Below are 16,247 nucleotides of genomic sequence, written 5' to 3' on the forward strand. Positions count from 1 at the left end.
CCCTCAGCCCCGGCTCCCGCGCCTTTTCCAAACTCCGTAGGCGAAGGGGACAGTGGCGCAGGCCACCAAGAACAACGCGATCAGGACGAACTTTATCAGGAGCGACATCTCGAACCCTTCGTCTATACGAACCGTTTGCGGGTCGTCGGAGAGGAAGGTGACGGGAACGACCTGTCCCGGCTGAACGGTCCGGTAGAACCCGTAGGACACCTCGGCGTCCGCCTCGACTTCGGTTCCGTCATGGTCGAAGCGAACCACGGCGTAATAATGGGTCACGTCTGGCTTTGGATGGCTTTGCGAGAAACTGCGGGTGTAGCGCCCGGCAAGGGTGGCTTCGGTCCTGATCCCGTCCGCTTCGAAAGCCACCCCGCGGTCGACGGAGGTCCAGAGGATCGCGCCCAGAACAAGGGCGAGGACCGGCACCGCGAACAGCAATTCCCACGGCCGCTTCACCTGGCTCATGTCTCCGCGGCGCCTCGGTGTTCTGCCCGTGCCGTGCGGATGGCATGGACGCTCAGCGTAATTGCGGACAACAGGAGTAGCGGCCCGAGGATCAGCGCCCATGTTGCCGACGCCCGAAGGCGGCCGGGGTCGAGTAGGTATTCAGGCCCGTCGCTGCTGTCGAGAACACGCAGCGGCACACTCTGACCTTCGCTCAACGTGTTGAAGAAACGGCCCGAGACATCTTCGAGGTGCGGGCCGGTCGGGGTCGAGACGAAAACGCGGAAAGTGGTGCTGGTGGAGCCGCTCTGCTGCCGCTGCGACTTGTCCAGCCGCGTGACGGTGGCGTCGATGACTCGGGCGTCGGCGAACCGTGCGGCATCGCCCGACTGCCCGGTCCCCGCAAACAGCGCGGCGATCCCCGCCAACGCAAGGAATATGGCGAGCCCAACGCCGCGCTTGAAGGCGAGCCAGATCATCCGATCCCTCCGGTTTTCCCCGATGTTGACCGAAAACGACCGTTGCGCCAACGCTTTGACGTAAAAAAGGCCCCGCAAGGGGGCCTTTCACACCAGTCCGAAGCAGTGAAGATCAGATGGAATCTTCGATCCAGGACTTCAGCGCGGCCTTCGGGGCTGCGCCGGCACGGTTAGAAATCGGCGCGCCGTCCTTGAAGATGAACAGCGCCGGAATGCCGCGCACGCCCATGGCGGCGGCGGTGTTCGGGTTCTGGTCCACATCGACCTTGACGACCTTTACCTTGCCGTCGAACTCCTCGGACAGCTCTTCCAGGGCCGGGCCGATCTGCTTGCACGGACCGCACCATTCGGCCCAGAAGTCGACAACAACGGGAATGTCGGAATTCTTCACTTCGGCGTCGAAGGTCGTGTCGGATACGGCGACGGTGGCCATGGGAATCTCCTGTGGGTTGGGAGGCGGGCAGGGCAGCCCGGTCAGGTGGAGGAAAGTAGGCAGCGACTCAGGCAGCGTCAAGATGCTGTCGCGCGGGCGAGGGCTTGTGTCACAAGTTCGTGGGGGATCGGCATATAGTGGTTGGTGGCGGTCCACAACAGCCCGGTCTCGATCTCGCGATCCGGATAAAGTTGAGCGAGCGCGGCGTGATAGACCGCGACCTGCCGCAGAAGTCCGTCCGGCGTTTCCTCTGGCGTGGCAGGGGTCGTGCGGTTGGTCTTGTAGTCGATGGCGACAACCCGGCTATGCCCGACAAGCAGGCGATCGATGATGCCGTGGATGCGACCCAACGGTCCGAGGTCGGCGGTGATCGGCACCTCCGCCAGCGAGTCGGGCCCGAAAAAATCGGCGAAGTCCGCATTCTCAAGCACGCGCAGCGCCTCGTCCAAAATCTGGGGAAGTTGTTCGTGGATCAGGACCGTCTCCGTGTCGGAGGCGTATTGCTGCAGAAGGCTGTCGCCCGCATGGCGCCGGTCTTTTTCTGGCAGGGGGGCCAGCACTTCGAGGAAGCCATGCAACGCGGTGCCTCGGGCGGTCGCCACCTCTTCGGTGTCGCCCTCCGCCCCGCCCAACGCCTTGGCACCGCCGAGATCGGACGGAGAGCGCGTCTTCGGCAGCTCCTCGGGCGGAGATATGGGACGGAGCAGGTGCGCCGGCATCTCGACCGTCTGCCGCGTCAGGGGGTGCGGGTCCCTCATCTCCAGACCTGACCAGTCGGTGCCGAGAGTCAGGCCCTCACCGGACCCGAGGTCGCCGAACTCGAAGGCAGATGGCATCGCTCCGGAACCGATCATTCCGAGCCTGACCTTGTCGTACCATGCCTCCGGCTTGTCCGTGCCATCGCCTGCGGCGGCCACGATCAGCCATTTCTCGGCGCGGGTGAGGGCAACGTAAAGCAGGCGGTCGCGTTCCTGCGCCTCCTTCACCTTCGCGGCCTCGACGGCGGCCTGCTGACGCGGCGGCTGCGCGTCCGAGGTCTGTTTCCAGATCACGCCGTCCGGGTCCGACAAAAGCTCGGCCTTGATCGATGCATCGGGCGCCGCGCAGTCGGGCAGGATAACGATGGGCGCCTCAAGCCCCTTCGCGCCGTGCACCGTCATCACCCGCAGCGTCTCGCCCGCACTGTCGGGCGCCCGCTTGATCTGAAGATCGTCCGACTGCGCCCATTGCAGGAAGCCGGTCAGGGTCGGAACGGCCGTCTGTTCGTAGGCCAGCGCCTGCTGGAGAAGCGCGTTGATCCCATCTTCCGCCTCCTGCCCCAGGCGACCGATCAGCAGGCGGCGGCCCTTGTGGCGGGTCAGGATGCGTTCGATCAGGTCATAGGGGCGCAGGAAATCGGTCTGGCCGCGCAAGTCGTTTAGGACGGCAAGAACCGCCGGATGCGCCTCGCTGTCCCGAAGCGTCGGCCAGAGGTACTTCGTCGTGCGCCTGTGGGCGAGCGTGAAGAGGTCTTGCTCCGACAGACCGAACAGGGGCGAGCGGAGTGCGGTGGCCAGCGAAAGCGAGTCCTCCGGCGTTTCGAGGAAGGACAGAAGTGCGATGATGTCCCGCACCGCCAGTTCGGCCATGACCTTCAGCCGGTCGGCGCCTGCGATCGGCAGGTCCTCCTGCTTGCAAGCGCGAATGATCTCCTTGAACAGTTGGGAGCGCCGCCGCACCAGTATGAGGAAATCGCCCGCATGTACGGGCCGCGCATGGTAGGTGCCGGAGTGACCGTTTTCTTCGGGCAGGGGCGTCCCGGCGTCTATGGTCCGGCGAATGAAACGGGCGATACGCTGGGCGAGGATCACCGTGTGGTGCCGCGCGCCCTTGCGGTCCAACGGCTGGTGCCACGGTCCGTCCTCATCGTCCCGGGTCTTGTCTACGACGGGCCAGAGGTCGACCCGCCCCGGCATCCCCGACTTGAAGGCGCGGTGCTTCTGGTCCGCACTGAAGCCCGAGGCATCGGCACCTTCGAAGGTCTTGTCCACCACACGGAGGATCGGGTCGGCGGAGCGGAAACTGTACTCCAGGACCATGGCGTTCAGCGGCGCATCGGTGTTCATCAGCCGTTCGCGGAAGTGCTCGCGCATCCGGTCGAACTCTGACGGGTCGGCGCCCTGGAACGAATAGATCGACTGCTTCTTGTCGCCGACGACAAAGATCGTACGACGCGTTTCCCGCGCGCCCTCGCCCGACGTGAATTCGCGCGCCAGCCGTTCGATCACGTCCCACTGGACGGGGGAAGTGTCCTGCGCTTCGTCCACAAGGATGTGGTCGATGCCGCCGTCCAGCCGATAAAGCACCCAGTCCGCAACCCGTTCGTCGGACAGCAGGTCGCGCGCGCGCGTGATGAGGTCGTCGAAATCGAGCCAGCCGCGCCGCATCTTCGCCTCTTCATAAGCGGGCACGAAGCGTGCGGCGAAGGCGGTCAGCGCGATGTCGCGGTCGGCGGCGATCAGCGCTTTCTCCGTTTCCAGCGCCCCTTCGACGCGGGCCGCAAGCTGGTCGTAGGCCTCGCACAGTTCGGGGGCGTTCTTGCGGGTAGCCTTTGTCGGGAAGTTCTTTCGGATCGTGCCGGCCTGCGTCAGACAGATCTGTTTCAGCGTGCCAAGCGTGCGGGTGTCGCGGCCCCTGATCGATTGCAGCAAGGGCACCAGACCCTGTTCGGTCTTGCCGCCCGCCTTGAAATGCGGAACCAGCGCGGCGGCGAGATCCGTCTCGTTGCCAAGAAAGACCGAGGCCAGAAGGCTGTCTTCGCCGTCGTCCGGTTTCAGACCATAGGCGGCACGGATGGCGTCCGGCGCAGGTGGATCGACGAAGACGTCCCGCCGCGCGCTGAGGGCAGCCAACAGCTTGCCGGGATCGTCGCCAGAGACCCAGGGCGCGATACCTTCCAGCAATCCCCGATCCGGCCCGGAAGCGATCTGGTCGAGGATCTCGGCACGCAGCAATTCGGCGGCGCGGTCCTCCATTTCCTGAAACTGGGGGGAGACGCGCGCCTCCAGCGGGAAGCGGCGGAGCAGCGAGGCGCAGAAGCTATGGATCGTCTGGATGCGCAGCCCGCCCGGCGTCTCGATGGCGCGCGCAAAAAGGGTCCGCGCCTCCTGCAGGAATGCGTGGGAGGGCGCTGTCTCGACGCCCAACGCAGCCAACTCATCGCGCAGATCGGGTTCGGGCAGCATGGCCCAGGCCCCCAGCCGCTTGAACAGGCGGTTCTGCATCTCGGTCGCGGCGGCCTTCGTGTAGGTCAGGCAAAGGATGTGCGAGGGGTCCACACCTTCCAGCAGCAGCCGCGCCACACGGTCGGTCAGCACGCGCGTCTTGCCGGACCCGGCGTTTGCGGCCAGCCAGGTCGAGGCATCGGGTGCCGCGGCATCCACTTGCCGTTGGGTCGCCTCGTCCCTCATGTCAGCCTCAGCAGATAGGCGTCATCGGTCACATCCCATTCGCCGAACCGCGAAAGGTGGTCGTAATCCGCGATGTCGGTGTCCTTCATCAGCGCGCGTCTCGCGGTGTAGCCCTTGTCTTCATCCAGGTAGGCGGCGATCAAAGCGCAGAACTCCTCCCAGGTCTTTTGTGGCGGGCTGTCGGCCAGCGGCGCCGCGACCTCCTTCGGATCGCCGGGCTTTAGCTGGATGTAGGTGGCAGCGGCGACATAGCGTGGTGCGATGTTCGGGAAGGCGCTCTGCTGCAGCATCGCCGCCTCCAACAGCAATTGCTTGTCGAAGTAGAGTTGCTCCTTGGCCGAGGGCGCGCTGCCGGTCTTGTAGTCGTACACATGCGCGCCCGCGTCCGGCGCGATGTCGATCCGGTCCGCGCGTGCCTTGAGCGTGAACCCCAGCGCGGGAATGGACGCCGCGCCCTCCGTTTCGAAGTTGTCGAGATGCGGGGCGGCCCTTTGCCTGCGGTCTGCCTCGCTCTCGCAGAACCAGGGTGCGAACCGGGCGACCCGCGCCAGCCAGAGTGCGCGAACGGTGGGGAAGGGCACGTCATCCAGAAGGACCCGCGCGATCTGCATCAGCCGGTCGGGCGTCAACCGGTCTGGATCGGCCACTGTCTCGCGAATGAAAGTCTCGATCACCTTGTGGGTCACGACGCCGCGCATCAGGGCATCGGGGGCCTGCATCAACGGGTCGAGCGCCTTCAACCGCAGTATATAGCGCGCATAGATGGCATAGGGGTCGCGGACGAGCCGCCGGATCGACGTCACCCACAACTCCTGCGGACGGCTGATCGTGGGCGGCGCGGGCGAGGGCCTGCGCGCCGGGTCGGCCTCGATCGGGGTTTCGGCAGCGGCGGCCAGCGCGGCCCAGTGCGCGCCACGTTCCCGCATCTCCTCCAGCGCCTTGCGGCCGTTGCGATCCGGAAGGCCGTTCAGAAGGTTGGTCAGCCGGTTGATCCAGCGCGAGGGGACGGTCTCGGCCTCGTCGGACTTCAGCGACCGCGTGAGCCAGATCTCCGGCGCGGCGGCGGCTTGCTGGAAGTCGTGCGCGGACAGGCCGATCCGGCGCTCCGGCAGCAGAAGACCCGCCTGCGCCCGCATTGACCGGTTGAGCCAGGGATCGGCAGCGGGGCTTTCCGGCCAGGCGCCCTCGTTCAGCCCGGCGAGGATCAGCAGGTCGGCGCCCATCACGCGCGCCTCCAGCGTGCCCCAGATCAGAATCTTCGGATGGGGGGCATCGCGGTCGCGCACCTCTTCGCGGGATACCAGCGCCCCGAAGAGGTCGGCATAGTCACGGGCGGTCATATCCGTTCCGTGCTCTGCTTCGAATTGCAGCGTCTCGGTCAACGCGCGCAGCTTGCGACCCGCGTTCTCGGCCCATAGCGGTGCCGGATCGCCATCGGGTCCGGCCGTCAGGGCCTCGGCAAGCGAGAGATGCCGCTCGATCCAATCGGCCAGCGGCAGCGTGCCTGTCTGCTGGCGGTCGCACAGGGTCGCGGCCCAGGCGCCCCACCTGTCCGCATCCCGCGCCGTGGCCCAGGCCGTCAGTGTTTCGGCATCGGGGTAGGGCAGGCCAGTCTTGCGGATGTGCAGTTCCAGTTCGCGGGTCGTCAGAAGGTGCGGCCCGCGGTCCTGCCCGGCATGGGTCAGCGGGTGTTTCAGCAGGCTCAGCAGCAGTTCCGCGGTTAACGGCGCGGTGAAGAGTTCGGCGACCAGCCGCAGAAGCCGTCCAGGCGGGGTAAGTTGCGCGGGCGTACCGGCGGAATCGTCAGGCAGGATGTCCCAGCGGTCGAGCGCGGAGGTTACCTGCCGTGTCAGCATCCGGTCCGGGGTGATCAAGGCGGCGGTTGTCCCGTTTTCGGCGGCCTCCCGCAGCCGCAGCGCGATGGCAAGGGCCTCTTCACGTTGCGAGTTCGCCTCAAGCAGGGTGACGTCCTGCATCGCGTCGGGCAGATTGGGCAGGTTGGGGCCTTCGGACAGCCATTGGTGCGTGACCGGTGCAGGTCGCATCGCGAGAGAAATCACGCGGTTGCGCGCCGCACTTGGCGGCTGACCATACGTCCACGGGCGCACGTCGCGGGCGGTGATCTCAAGTTCGCGCATCAGCTTGGCGAACCGGTATTGCGGGTGATCCTCGCTGGTCAGCGGGTCTTCCAGCTTGCTCCAGACGGCGGGCGGCATGTCCGTGTCGAAGCCGGGCAGCACAATGGCGCCCTGCGGCAACCGCGCCACGGCTTTCATCAGCGCATGCGTCGTCCCGCGCGACCCGGTCGATCCCGCGATGATGACCGGGTGCCGGGGGGGCTGCGCCTCCCATGCCTCCAACCGCAGTTCGAGCGCCATTCGGTTGAAGGCCTGCGCATCGGGAGTCGCGTCCTTGTCGAAGTAGTGCTGAACGATGTTGAAGAAGGTCAGCGCCCGCTGCCAGTGCCCGGACTGGTCGGTGACGTCGAGGTTGGCAACCGTCTTCGGCGATACGCCCTCGACGTGCATCTCCTCCATCAGCGTGGCGAGGCTGTCGGACAGGTCGAACAGGGCGGATCGTGGCGCGAGATCGGGCTGCGTTTCCAGCAGGCGCGAGACGAGGCCAGTCAGTTCCAGTCGCCGGCGCAGCGGGGACACGGGCGCGGGCAGGGCAGCGCGGGTCAGTGGATCGGACAGGTCGGTCAGCAGCCGGATGCGTGGCAGGAGCGAGGCGGGCCCGGCGTCGAACAGGTTCCGCAGACGCCTGCGCATCCGGTCCGTGGCCACGTAAAGCTCCACCCGGGCGATGGCCTCTGGCGGGCGGCCAGCCAGCCGCGCGCGCAGGCCGTCGATCAGCGCCGCGGGGAAATCCACGCCGGGGGGCAGGGCAAAGACGCGCGGCCCCGCTTCGTCTTCGGCAAAGAGGTCAGGCATTCGCGCGTTCCAGCATCTCTTCGGCCAAAGCGATGCCCTCGGGATGGCCGACGTCGCACCACGTGCCCGGATAGGTAAGGCCATGGAAGCGGCCCCGCGCTGCAGCGTCCTCCCACAGGCGGTGCATGGAGAAGATGTCGTCCTCTACCCCCTGCAATGCTGCGGTCTTCACGATTTGTGCGCCGGTATAGACCACGTCGCCGGGACGGGAGAGCGTGCCGTCCGGGGACAAGGCGAAGTCGCCTCCGCCCTTGCGCCCCACGGCGCGGGCCAGAGGCACACACATCAGCAGGGCATCCATGCGCTCTGGTTGCCATGCGTCCGACAAAAGTGCCAGCGGATTGGGGCCGGACCAGACCGCGTCGGTGTTCATGGTGAAAACCGGCCCGTCGCCCAGAAGCGGCAGGGCGCGCTTCAACCCGCCGCCGGTGTCCAGGATGTCGGGGTGTTCCACGCTGACATGCACGCCCGACCCGGCAAGATGCCCCTCGATCTGGTCCGCGTGATAGTGCGCGTTGACCACGCGCACAGGTACGTCGCGCGCGAAATCCAGCGCGTGATCCAGCAAGGCCCGCCCCGCCACCTCGATCAGCGGTTTCGGGCGGTCCTTGGTCAGCGCGCCCATGCGCGTGCCGAATCCGGCGGCGAACAGCATTACTGCGTCGGGCATCGTGCCAGGATATCCTGAAGAAAGGCCGCGTCGGGTGCGGGCAGTTTGGCGATGATCGGTCGCATCGGCTCCAGCGCCGGGTGATGTGACTGGATCTGGATATGCGACCAGCACCGCGGAAGGAAGTTCAGGTATCGGGTTTTGCCTTGTGTCACTGCCAGCCGCGCAAATACCCCGAGGATACGGAGGTTGCGCTGCACGCCCAGCACAGCGTAGGCCGCCCGGAACGCCTCCTGATCGGTGCCCGTCGCGTCGATGTAGGTGTTCAGGCAGGCGGCTTCCGTTACGGGCTGGACGTCGCGCCGCACGTCCCGGCAAAGCGACGCGAGGTCGTAGGCAGGATGCCCGGCCAGCGCGTCCTGAAAGTCGAGCAAACCGACCCGTGCCGCGCCGGAACGCCCCGGCAGCATCAGCAGGTTCTCGGCATGGAAGTCGCGCAGGACCAGTACACCTTCTGGTGGCGCGTATTGCCTCAGGATCGGCAGGAATGTCTCTGTCGCTTCCGCCAGCAGGTCCGCCATCTGCGCATAATGCGTGAACGTCAGGTCGATGGCACCGGCAAGGTGTTCCGGCGTCGCGACGGGCAAGGACGCCGGCGCGCTGTGCCCGTGCAGCCGGACCAGCGCCCGCACCGCCGCAAGGTAAAGTGACGTTTCGGTTTCGGCGTCGCGGGCCAGCGTCGCGATCAGCCCGTCTCCGAGGTCTTCGAGCAGCAGCATCCCGGCAGTCTCGGCCAGAATTTCCGGAGCGGAAAGGCCAAGGCCGTTCAGGTGACGCGCCAGCCGGGCGAAGAGGGCGGTGTCCCCGTTGGGGTCCTGCATGAGGATCGCCGTCCCGTCGCCGCGTGTCAGGCGCGCGTAGTGTCGGGAAGACGCGTCCCCGGCCATCGGATGAACCTCGGCGTCGCTCCATCCGGTCTCTGCCAGGAAGAGATCGACGGGATTGTCGCGCGCTTCCATCTGTGCGCCGGCCAAGGCCGTTTTCAGCCGGTCGTCCCAGGCTGGATCGCTCCAGCTGATCGTCAGGGCGCGGGTGTCGTCATCGCCGATGGCCTGGAACGTCAGGTGCAGCGCCGAGGCAGGCGCGAGGTCCTGCAACCGGTCCGGCCATTCGACAAGGCAGATCGCATCTTCGAAGGCGTCCACCAGACCAAGTTCCACGATCTCCTGCGGGCCGGTCAGCCGGTAGAGGTCGGCATGCCAAAGCGACCCGCTGCGCGTTTCGTATTCCTGGACAAGCGTGAAGGTGGGGGAGGGTACGTCCTCTGGCGTTTCGAGCAAGGATTGCACAAGCGCCCGTGCGAAATGCGTCTTGCCCGCGCCGATTCCGCCGGACAGCAACACCACGTCGCCCGGTCCCAGGTGGGCAGCGACAGCAAGGGCAAGCGCCTCCGTTGCCTCTGGCGTGGGCAGGGTCAGCCTGCGGGTACGAGTGTCCTGAACGGTCATGGCGCGAGGATAGCCTTCGCGCCTGTGGCTGCAAGCGCGATCAGTCGCGGGCGGCAGCCTCGTTGATCTTCAATGCGGTAGGCGCCCTCGCAACGTGAGAGAACCGCACCATGGTCGCCCCGGAGGACACAGGTTCGACCGCGCAGTGCAGGTGCTCGCCTTCCGTGGTGACCAGTTCGGCGTCCCAGCAGGCCCGTTCGCGCAGGGTCAGGACAAATTCGCGGATCTCGGACCAGATCGGGCTGGGCAGACAACCCGAACTCCAGTCCTTGGTGGCATCCACGATGGTGATCTCGGCAAAGGCGCTGTCGGGATCGCAATTCCAGCGCTCGCGATAGGCGGCATTGGTGAAGGTCAGGACACCCAGCCGTGAGAAAACCGCCACCGCGTCGTCGAAGCGGTCCAGCACCGATTGCGTCATTTCAAGCTCGGACCGGAACCGTCGTGTGAGCGAAATCTCGGCGCTGATGTCCTCGATCAGGAAGGCGACGGCCCCATCGGGATGCGGGCGCCCGGTGATCTTGTAGGTGAGGCCGGATGGCAGGTTCCACGTCTCCGCATAACGGTCCTCGCGCGCGGCTGAGACCACGTCGTAAATCTTTTCCCGCCACGTGTTGTAGTTCTTCGGTTCCGGCATCATGCGGCTTTCCCGCATGTGGTCGAAGAAAGACAACAGGTTCGGCTTGGCGGACAGGAAGTCGACCGGCAGGTGGGTCAGGTCGACCAGAGCGGGGTTGAACAACACCAGCCGCCTATCGCGGTCAAAGACGGCGAGGCCAATGGGCAGGTGGGCGAAGGTCTTGGTCAGGGTCTGCACGAATTTGCGTTGAGCCATCTCGGCGTCGACGAGGTTGTTGATGGATATGGCATAGTGCAGCCAGGACGTGCCGACAGGGCGCGAAATGACCTCGTACCAAAGGACGTCACCGTCGCGGGTCGTCAGGCTCACGCGGTCCGTCTGGTCCGAACGTTTGATCGGCATCACATGTTCGAAGGGGCATGCGCCCTCGCCGACGGCGCCGGTGTCGTGCTTCAGAGCTTCGAACGTCTCGTTGGTCCAAGTCAGCGTGCCATCCTCGGTCTGCCAGATCGGGTACGGGGCGTTGTCGCATATCTGGCGCAGCAACTGGTGATCCGCCTCCTGCACCGCCGCCCGGAACAGAAGTGCCGGCCCGTTGCACGGGCATGACAGGGTGACACGCAGATTGCGGCCAGACGGCACCACGTGCAGATGCGCATCGTTCAACAGGGGAGAGGCCCATGTCGTTTCGACGTCCGGCGGATCCGCCGGAATCTTCGGAAACCCCGGCATCAAATGCGTGCGTATGTCTTGCCAGCTTGCGCCGTGAAGACCTGAGCGATCAAACAGGTGGGGCGCGTCCGGCGAATGGTCGATGACCACACCGTTGCGGAACAAAATGACCGTGTCGGTCTGCCGCCGCCCGAACTTCTGGCGCACGTCGTCACGGCGCTTCGAGACGAGATAGGCAAACAGAGCTGCGAGTGCAGCGGCTCCGCCTCCCGCACTGATGGCCAGGACCATGTAGTTCTCCAAACCGCTTCCCCCGCCTCGCGAACCAGACATGACACACCCGGGCTCGACCTTAGCTTCACCTAGGTTAACGACCCGTTAAACACCAACCGTGTGATCCTAGCCGTTGATGAGCTGGTTTTCTCCAAGCGGCGTGCCGCGGCTGGCCGGGTCCGGGACGACCTTGGCGCGGGGCCAGATGACTTCGACGATGGCGCCTGTTGGTTGTCCGGTGCTGCTCGATGGCGCGTAGGGGTCGGACGCATTGGCAAAGCTCAGTTCCGCCCCCGAGCGTTCCAGAAGGGTCTTGGCGATGAACAGGCCCAGCCCCATGCCCTCGTATTCGGGCCGCGCCCTGCGCTCCGCGTCCGAGCGGCGGCGGCGCATGAAGGGGTCGCCGATGCGCCCGATCACCTGCGGCGGGAAGCCCCGGCCATCGTCGAGAATGCGGATCGAGATCAAGTCGTCGGTCCACATCGCCTCTACCCAGACGGTCGTGCGGGCGAAATCGACGGCGTTCTGCACGAGGTTGCGCAGGCCGTGGATGATCTCGGGCCGGCGCAGGATCTGTGGCGGATTGTACTCTCCGCCGGGGCCGGGACCGTCCTCGATCAGGATCTCCTTGCCGCGGTCCTGATGCGGCTCGGCAGCTTCGCGGATGACCTCCACGATCGGGGCCTGACGCATGTGCAGGTCGTCCTTCCCAGCGCGGCCCATGCTGCGCAGGATGTCGCGGCAGCGGTCCGCCTGTCCGCGGATCAGCAGGGCGTCCTCTTTCAGGTCGGGGAAGTCGTCCAGTTCCTCCGCCAGTTCCGCCGATGTCAGCTTGATCGTCGCCAGCGGTGTGCCCAGTTCGTGCGCCGCCGCCGCCACCACCCCGCCGAGGTCGTTCAGCTTCTGTGCCCGGGCCAACGCCATTTGCGTGGCCGCCAGCGCGTCGGACATGGAGTTCATCTCGCGCGTGATGCGGCGCGTGTAGGCCGACAGGAACACCAGCGCGATCATGATCGCCACCCACTGCCCATAGACGAAGACGTCCGGTATGCGGAGGATGAAGCCCTCTTCCGTCCGGAGCGGCAGATGCCAGAACACCATGCCCGTCACCAGCACCATAGCCGTGACCATCAGCGTGATCGTCGAACGGAGGCTGAGAACCGTGGCCGAGATCGTCACCGGCCCAAGCACAAGCAGCGAGAATGGGTTGTGCAGCCCGCCGGTCAGGTACAACAGGAAGCAAAGCTGCAGCAGGTCGAACATCACCATCAGGAAGTTCTCCGTTTCCGAAAGGCGTTTGCTTTCGGGGAAGACGAAGATGGCGACGAGGTTGCCGACGACCGACGTGCCGACGGCGAGGTAGGCCAGCCCAAGTTCAAGCTGCAGATTGTACAGCCTTTGCGCGATCGTGATCGCGGCAAGCTGGCCAAGGATGGCGACCCAGCGTAACAGGATCATCGTGCGGAGACGGATCCAGTTGCTGCGCTGCTCTTCGCCAATCAGACCGAGTTCACTTGTGCTCATTTGGATTGTTTCGTCTGTCGCGGCTGGTTAGGCAAGCGCAGGATGACATTCCGCCAACAATATGTGTCGTGCCGAGGAGAGTGCCCATGACCCGAACCTTGTCCTATGCCGCAATTGGCGCTGTCGTCGTCTTGCTGGGTGGCACCTACGCGGCCTCCGCGGGCTGGCTGGATTCCTTGTTCGGCGGCAGCTCAGAGGACGTCTACGCCGACTGCCGTCAGGGTGCCGTCGCGGGCGACATCGGCGGGCCTTTCGAACTGGTGAACAAGGACGGTGCCACAGTGACCGACGCGGACGTCATCACCGAGCCGACGCTAGTCTACTTTGGCTACACCTTCTGCCCCGATGTCTGCCCGTTCGACACTGCGCGCAACGCCGAAGCCGTCGATCTGCTGGCGGAACGCGGGATGAGCGCGACGCCGGTTTTCATCAGCATCGACCCGGAACGGGATACGCCCGAAGCGGTCGGAGAGTTCGCCGCCAACCTGCATCCGAAGATGATCGGGCTGACCGGCTCTGACGAGCAGGTCAAGGCGGCGAGCCAGAGCTATCGCACCTACTACAAGAAGCAGGACGGCGATCCGGACTATTACCTCGTGGATCACTCGACATTCACCTACCTCGTCCTGCCTGAAGCGGGTTTCGTCGATTATTTCCGTCGCGAAGTCACGCCGGAGCAGATGGCAGACCGCGTCGCCTGCTTCATAGAAGCCACTTGACAGAGGCGATTGGTAGCGTTTGACCCCGCCAGTACGCGTGGTTAATAGTGATCTCCACGGCAGCGCAGCGGGAGACAGGCCTTGGCAGAACGCGATATCGACGACCTCGGCGACGACAAGTCCCTGCTGCTCGTGGACGACGACGAACCCTTTCTGAGACGTCTGGCCAAGGCCATGGAAAAGCGCGGTTTCGAGGTCGAGATGGCGGGCTCCGTCGCGGCGGGATCGGCCATCGCAACGGCGCGTCCGCCGGCCTACGCGGTCGTCGATCTTCGGCTTGAGGACGGTAACGGACTGGACGTGGTGGAGGTGCTGCGCGAGAAGCGGCCCGATTCGCGGATCGTCGTCCTGACAGGCTACGGTGCCATCGCCACGGCGGTCGCCGCGGTCAAGATCGGTGCAACGGACTACCTGTCGAAACCGGCGGATGCGACGGACATCACCAATGCCCTGCTGTCCAAAGGGGATGAACTGCCTCCTCCGCCTGAGAACCCGATGAGCGCCGACCGCGTGCGCTGGGAGCACATCCAGCGGGTCTACGAACTGTGCGACCGCAACGTGTCAGAGACGGCGCGCCGGTTGAACATGCACCGGCGCACCCTGCAGCGGATCCTCGCGAAACGCTCGCCGCGCTAAGCGTCAGATCGTAGGGCGGGGCTACGCGCCGCCCGCCTTCCGGTCAAAGCAGGCTGATACGAGACCTGGCCGACACCGCTTCGTCTTCCAGCGTCTCGATCGACATGATGTGCCAGTCGAGCCCGGTCTGGCCCTTGGCTCCGGCGTCCTTGAGCGCCATCTTCGCCGCGCGTGCCTGATCTGCCGACATCGTCAGTGCTTCGGCGACCTCCGCGCGGGCGGTCCGGATCTCGGTCATCCGCTTGTCATAGGTATGTGCCGAAATCTCTCCTGCCGCCCGTGCCGCATTCAGGTCGGCGATTTCCTGATCTTGGGTCTCCAGCAGACCCGGCATGGTTTCAGTCAGATGCGCCATCTGCTTCTGCGCGCCGGAAATCGCCGGGGTCACGCGGGACAGGGATACGATCTCGATCCGCTCCTTCACCTGCCGTTGACCGACGGCGCTCCCCACCACGGCCCCAGCGGCGCCACCCGCCAGCGCGCCCATCAGGCATTTGCCGCCTTCCGATACCGACACCACGGCCAGGCCGCATCCGGCGGCCGCGCCGATTGCCGCGCCCCGCATCGTCGCCCGGCGCAGGATGTCTTTGGTCATCTTGTCCAAGGCCTGCGCCTGTTCCACCATCGCGTCGTCCGTCGATCCCTGCGCCGCGGAGAAGGAGAGGGCTGACGTGTTGCGGCTGACCGACGGCGTCTGGCCACATGCGGCAACACTCATGACGAGGGCGAACAGGATGAGGATCTTTGCTGGCAACACGGGCGCACTCCTTCAGGTATCGACACAATGCGGGTCTAAACCCGCGATTTGTTCGCTATCTCAAGAAAATGCGGCCAGATTTTGACGAATTTTCCCCGATTGATTGGCAAGGTCGCGCAACGCGCCGCGTTCAGAGCGGGTACCGCTTTACGACCCGGTCCACCACAGTACCGTCCTTTCGCGTCACGTCGCCCGGTATCACATGATCGTCCGCAAAGCCCATGTGGCTGTAGTATCCAAGACCGGATGCGTTGTCGGAAGTGATCCGCGCGAGGATCGCAACGCCGCCACGCGCCCGGCACGCTGCCAGCGTGGCGTTGAACAGGGCTCGTCCCGCACCTTTGACGGGGGCTTGCCGGTCGGTGAAGCTGCCGATGGAATACAGCCCGTCGCCGATGTCGAACGCGCTCTGGAACCCGACGATGCGGTCGAGTGTCTCGACCACGATGCCGATGGCGGGGCGGTCGATCAACTCCTCGATGAAAGCCCGTTGGGTAAACGGCTCCTCGTAGGCGGTCGTGCCACCCTGCGCGATGGTGAAGTTCAAGATCTCCATGCAGGCCAGCGCATCGTCGGCGGTTATGGGGCGAGTCTTCAGCATCAGAACATCTCCATCAGGGTTGCGTGACGGGCAGTGAAATCCTGCCGCGTCTCGACCGGCGGGCGGAGACGGATCGACAGGTCGGCGATCATGTCGATGTCTGGCGCGCCGAAAAAGCGGTTTGCCTCGGCCCGGGTGAACCCGGCGATCTGCGTCGCCTCCATCCAGGCCGAGATCCGGTCGGCCTTCTTGATCTGCTTTTTCAGTCGCGCGGGCGTGACGGCCTGCAGGCCAAACCGTATGTGGATCGCTGCGGACAACCGCTTGTCCAGGTCCTCGTAGCCGGGTCCGACAGCGGCCTTCACCGGGCTGATCATGTCGCCGATCACGTACTCCGGCGCGTCATGCAGCAGCGCCGTCAGCCGCTCTGCCGGAGTGGCCCTGGGGCACAGGCGGCCAAAGAGCTCCTCCACCAGCAGCGAATGCTCCGCGACGGAATAGGCGTAGTCGCCGTGGGTCTGGCCGTTCCAGCGGGCCACGAAGGCCAACCCGTGGGCAATGTCTTCGACTTCGATGTCCATCGGGGTCGGGTCCAGCAGGTCGAGCCTGCGGCCGGACAACATCCGTTGCCACGCGCGAGGGGGTTTGGCCATGACGTCTCCGGTGTCCTGTCCTGTGCGCCCTTTGGTTAA

At 65.4% G+C, this 16,247-nt stretch carries 14 protein-coding genes; 2 read left to right on the top strand and 12 right to left on the bottom strand.

What is annotated here, in order from left to right; genetic code table 11:
- Positions 1-3 precede the first annotated feature (3 nt).
- From ABFK29_RS02185 to regB, 9 genes are all read right to left on the bottom strand, one after another.
- Positions 4-462 carry a DUF3592 domain-containing protein gene (locus ABFK29_RS02185; protein WP_005864056.1) on the bottom strand — a complete coding sequence of 153 codons (459 nt, stop codon included), beginning with the start codon at positions 460-462 and terminating at the stop codon, positions 4-6.
- Positions 459-920 carry a hypothetical protein gene (locus tag ABFK29_RS02190; protein ID WP_005864058.1) on the bottom strand — a complete coding sequence of 154 codons (462 nt, stop codon included), beginning with the start codon at positions 918-920 and terminating at the stop codon, positions 459-461. The genes ABFK29_RS02185 and ABFK29_RS02190 overlap by 4 nt, the downstream gene beginning before the upstream one ends.
- A gap of 112 nt (positions 921-1,032) precedes the next feature.
- Entirely contained in the window at positions 1,033-1,353 is a 321-nt protein-coding gene (gene trxA / locus ABFK29_RS02195) for a thioredoxin (protein WP_005864060.1), read from the bottom strand.
- A gap of 77 nt (positions 1,354-1,430) precedes the next feature.
- The gene (addA, locus tag ABFK29_RS02200) at positions 1,431-4,802 is read right to left on the bottom strand and encodes a double-strand break repair helicase AddA (RefSeq protein WP_005864062.1); all 3,372 of its coding nucleotides are present in this window, start codon (positions 4,800-4,802) and stop codon (positions 1,431-1,433) included.
- Positions 4,799-7,735, bottom strand: a complete 2,937-nt coding sequence (gene addB / locus ABFK29_RS02205) for a double-strand break repair protein AddB (RefSeq protein ID WP_005864064.1) — start codon at positions 7,733-7,735, stop codon at positions 4,799-4,801. The genes addA and addB overlap by 4 nt, the downstream gene beginning before the upstream one ends.
- Positions 7,728-8,405, bottom strand: a complete 678-nt coding sequence (locus ABFK29_RS02210) for a nucleotidyltransferase family protein (protein ID WP_040605244.1) — start codon at positions 8,403-8,405, stop codon at positions 7,728-7,730. The genes addB and ABFK29_RS02210 overlap by 8 nt, the downstream gene beginning before the upstream one ends.
- A complete protein-coding gene (tsaE, locus tag ABFK29_RS02215) occupies positions 8,390-9,853 on the bottom strand; it encodes a tRNA (adenosine(37)-N6)-threonylcarbamoyltransferase complex ATPase subunit type 1 TsaE (RefSeq protein ID WP_005864067.1) in 1,464 nt (487 codons plus the stop codon). The genes ABFK29_RS02210 and tsaE overlap by 16 nt, the downstream gene beginning before the upstream one ends.
- A gap of 40 nt (positions 9,854-9,893) precedes the next feature.
- A complete protein-coding gene (locus tag ABFK29_RS02220) occupies positions 9,894-11,396 on the bottom strand; it encodes a PAS-domain containing protein (RefSeq protein ID WP_005864070.1) in 1,503 nt (500 codons plus the stop codon).
- 108 nt (positions 11,397-11,504) lie between these two features.
- On the bottom strand, positions 11,505-12,902 hold the full coding sequence (gene regB, locus ABFK29_RS02225) for a sensor histidine kinase RegB (RefSeq protein WP_005864071.1): 1,398 nt from the start codon (positions 12,900-12,902) through the stop codon (positions 11,505-11,507).
- An 86-nt stretch (positions 12,903-12,988) separates the two neighbouring features.
- Between regB and ABFK29_RS02230 the strand changes: the two genes are divergently transcribed.
- Together ABFK29_RS02230 and ABFK29_RS02235 are read left to right on the top strand one after the other, a co-directional pair.
- On the top strand, positions 12,989-13,621 hold the full coding sequence (locus ABFK29_RS02230) for an SCO family protein (protein WP_005864073.1): 633 nt from the start codon (positions 12,989-12,991) through the stop codon (positions 13,619-13,621).
- Between the two features lie 81 nt (positions 13,622-13,702).
- Positions 13,703-14,257, top strand: coding sequence for an ActR/PrrA/RegA family redox response regulator transcription factor (locus tag ABFK29_RS02235; RefSeq protein ID WP_005864075.1), 555 nt, complete (start codon positions 13,703-13,705; stop codon positions 14,255-14,257).
- Between the two features lie 43 nt (positions 14,258-14,300).
- Here ABFK29_RS02235 and ABFK29_RS02240 read toward each other — a convergent pair whose 3' ends face one another.
- From ABFK29_RS02240 to ABFK29_RS02250, 3 genes are all read right to left on the bottom strand, one after another.
- A complete protein-coding gene (locus tag ABFK29_RS02240) occupies positions 14,301-15,014 on the bottom strand; it encodes a hypothetical protein (protein ID WP_050772502.1) in 714 nt (237 codons plus the stop codon).
- Between the two features lie 130 nt (positions 15,015-15,144).
- A complete protein-coding gene (locus tag ABFK29_RS02245) occupies positions 15,145-15,615 on the bottom strand; it encodes a GNAT family N-acetyltransferase (protein ID WP_005864079.1) in 471 nt (156 codons plus the stop codon).
- The gene (locus tag ABFK29_RS02250) at positions 15,615-16,208 is read right to left on the bottom strand and encodes an HD family hydrolase (protein WP_040605245.1); all 594 of its coding nucleotides are present in this window, start codon (positions 16,206-16,208) and stop codon (positions 15,615-15,617) included. The genes ABFK29_RS02245 and ABFK29_RS02250 overlap by 1 nt, the downstream gene beginning before the upstream one ends.
- Positions 16,209-16,247: the final 39 nt, after the last annotated feature.

This window comes from Sagittula stellata E-37 (assembly GCF_039724765.1).
Lineage (GTDB): Bacteria > Pseudomonadota > Alphaproteobacteria > Rhodobacterales > Rhodobacteraceae > Sagittula > Sagittula stellata.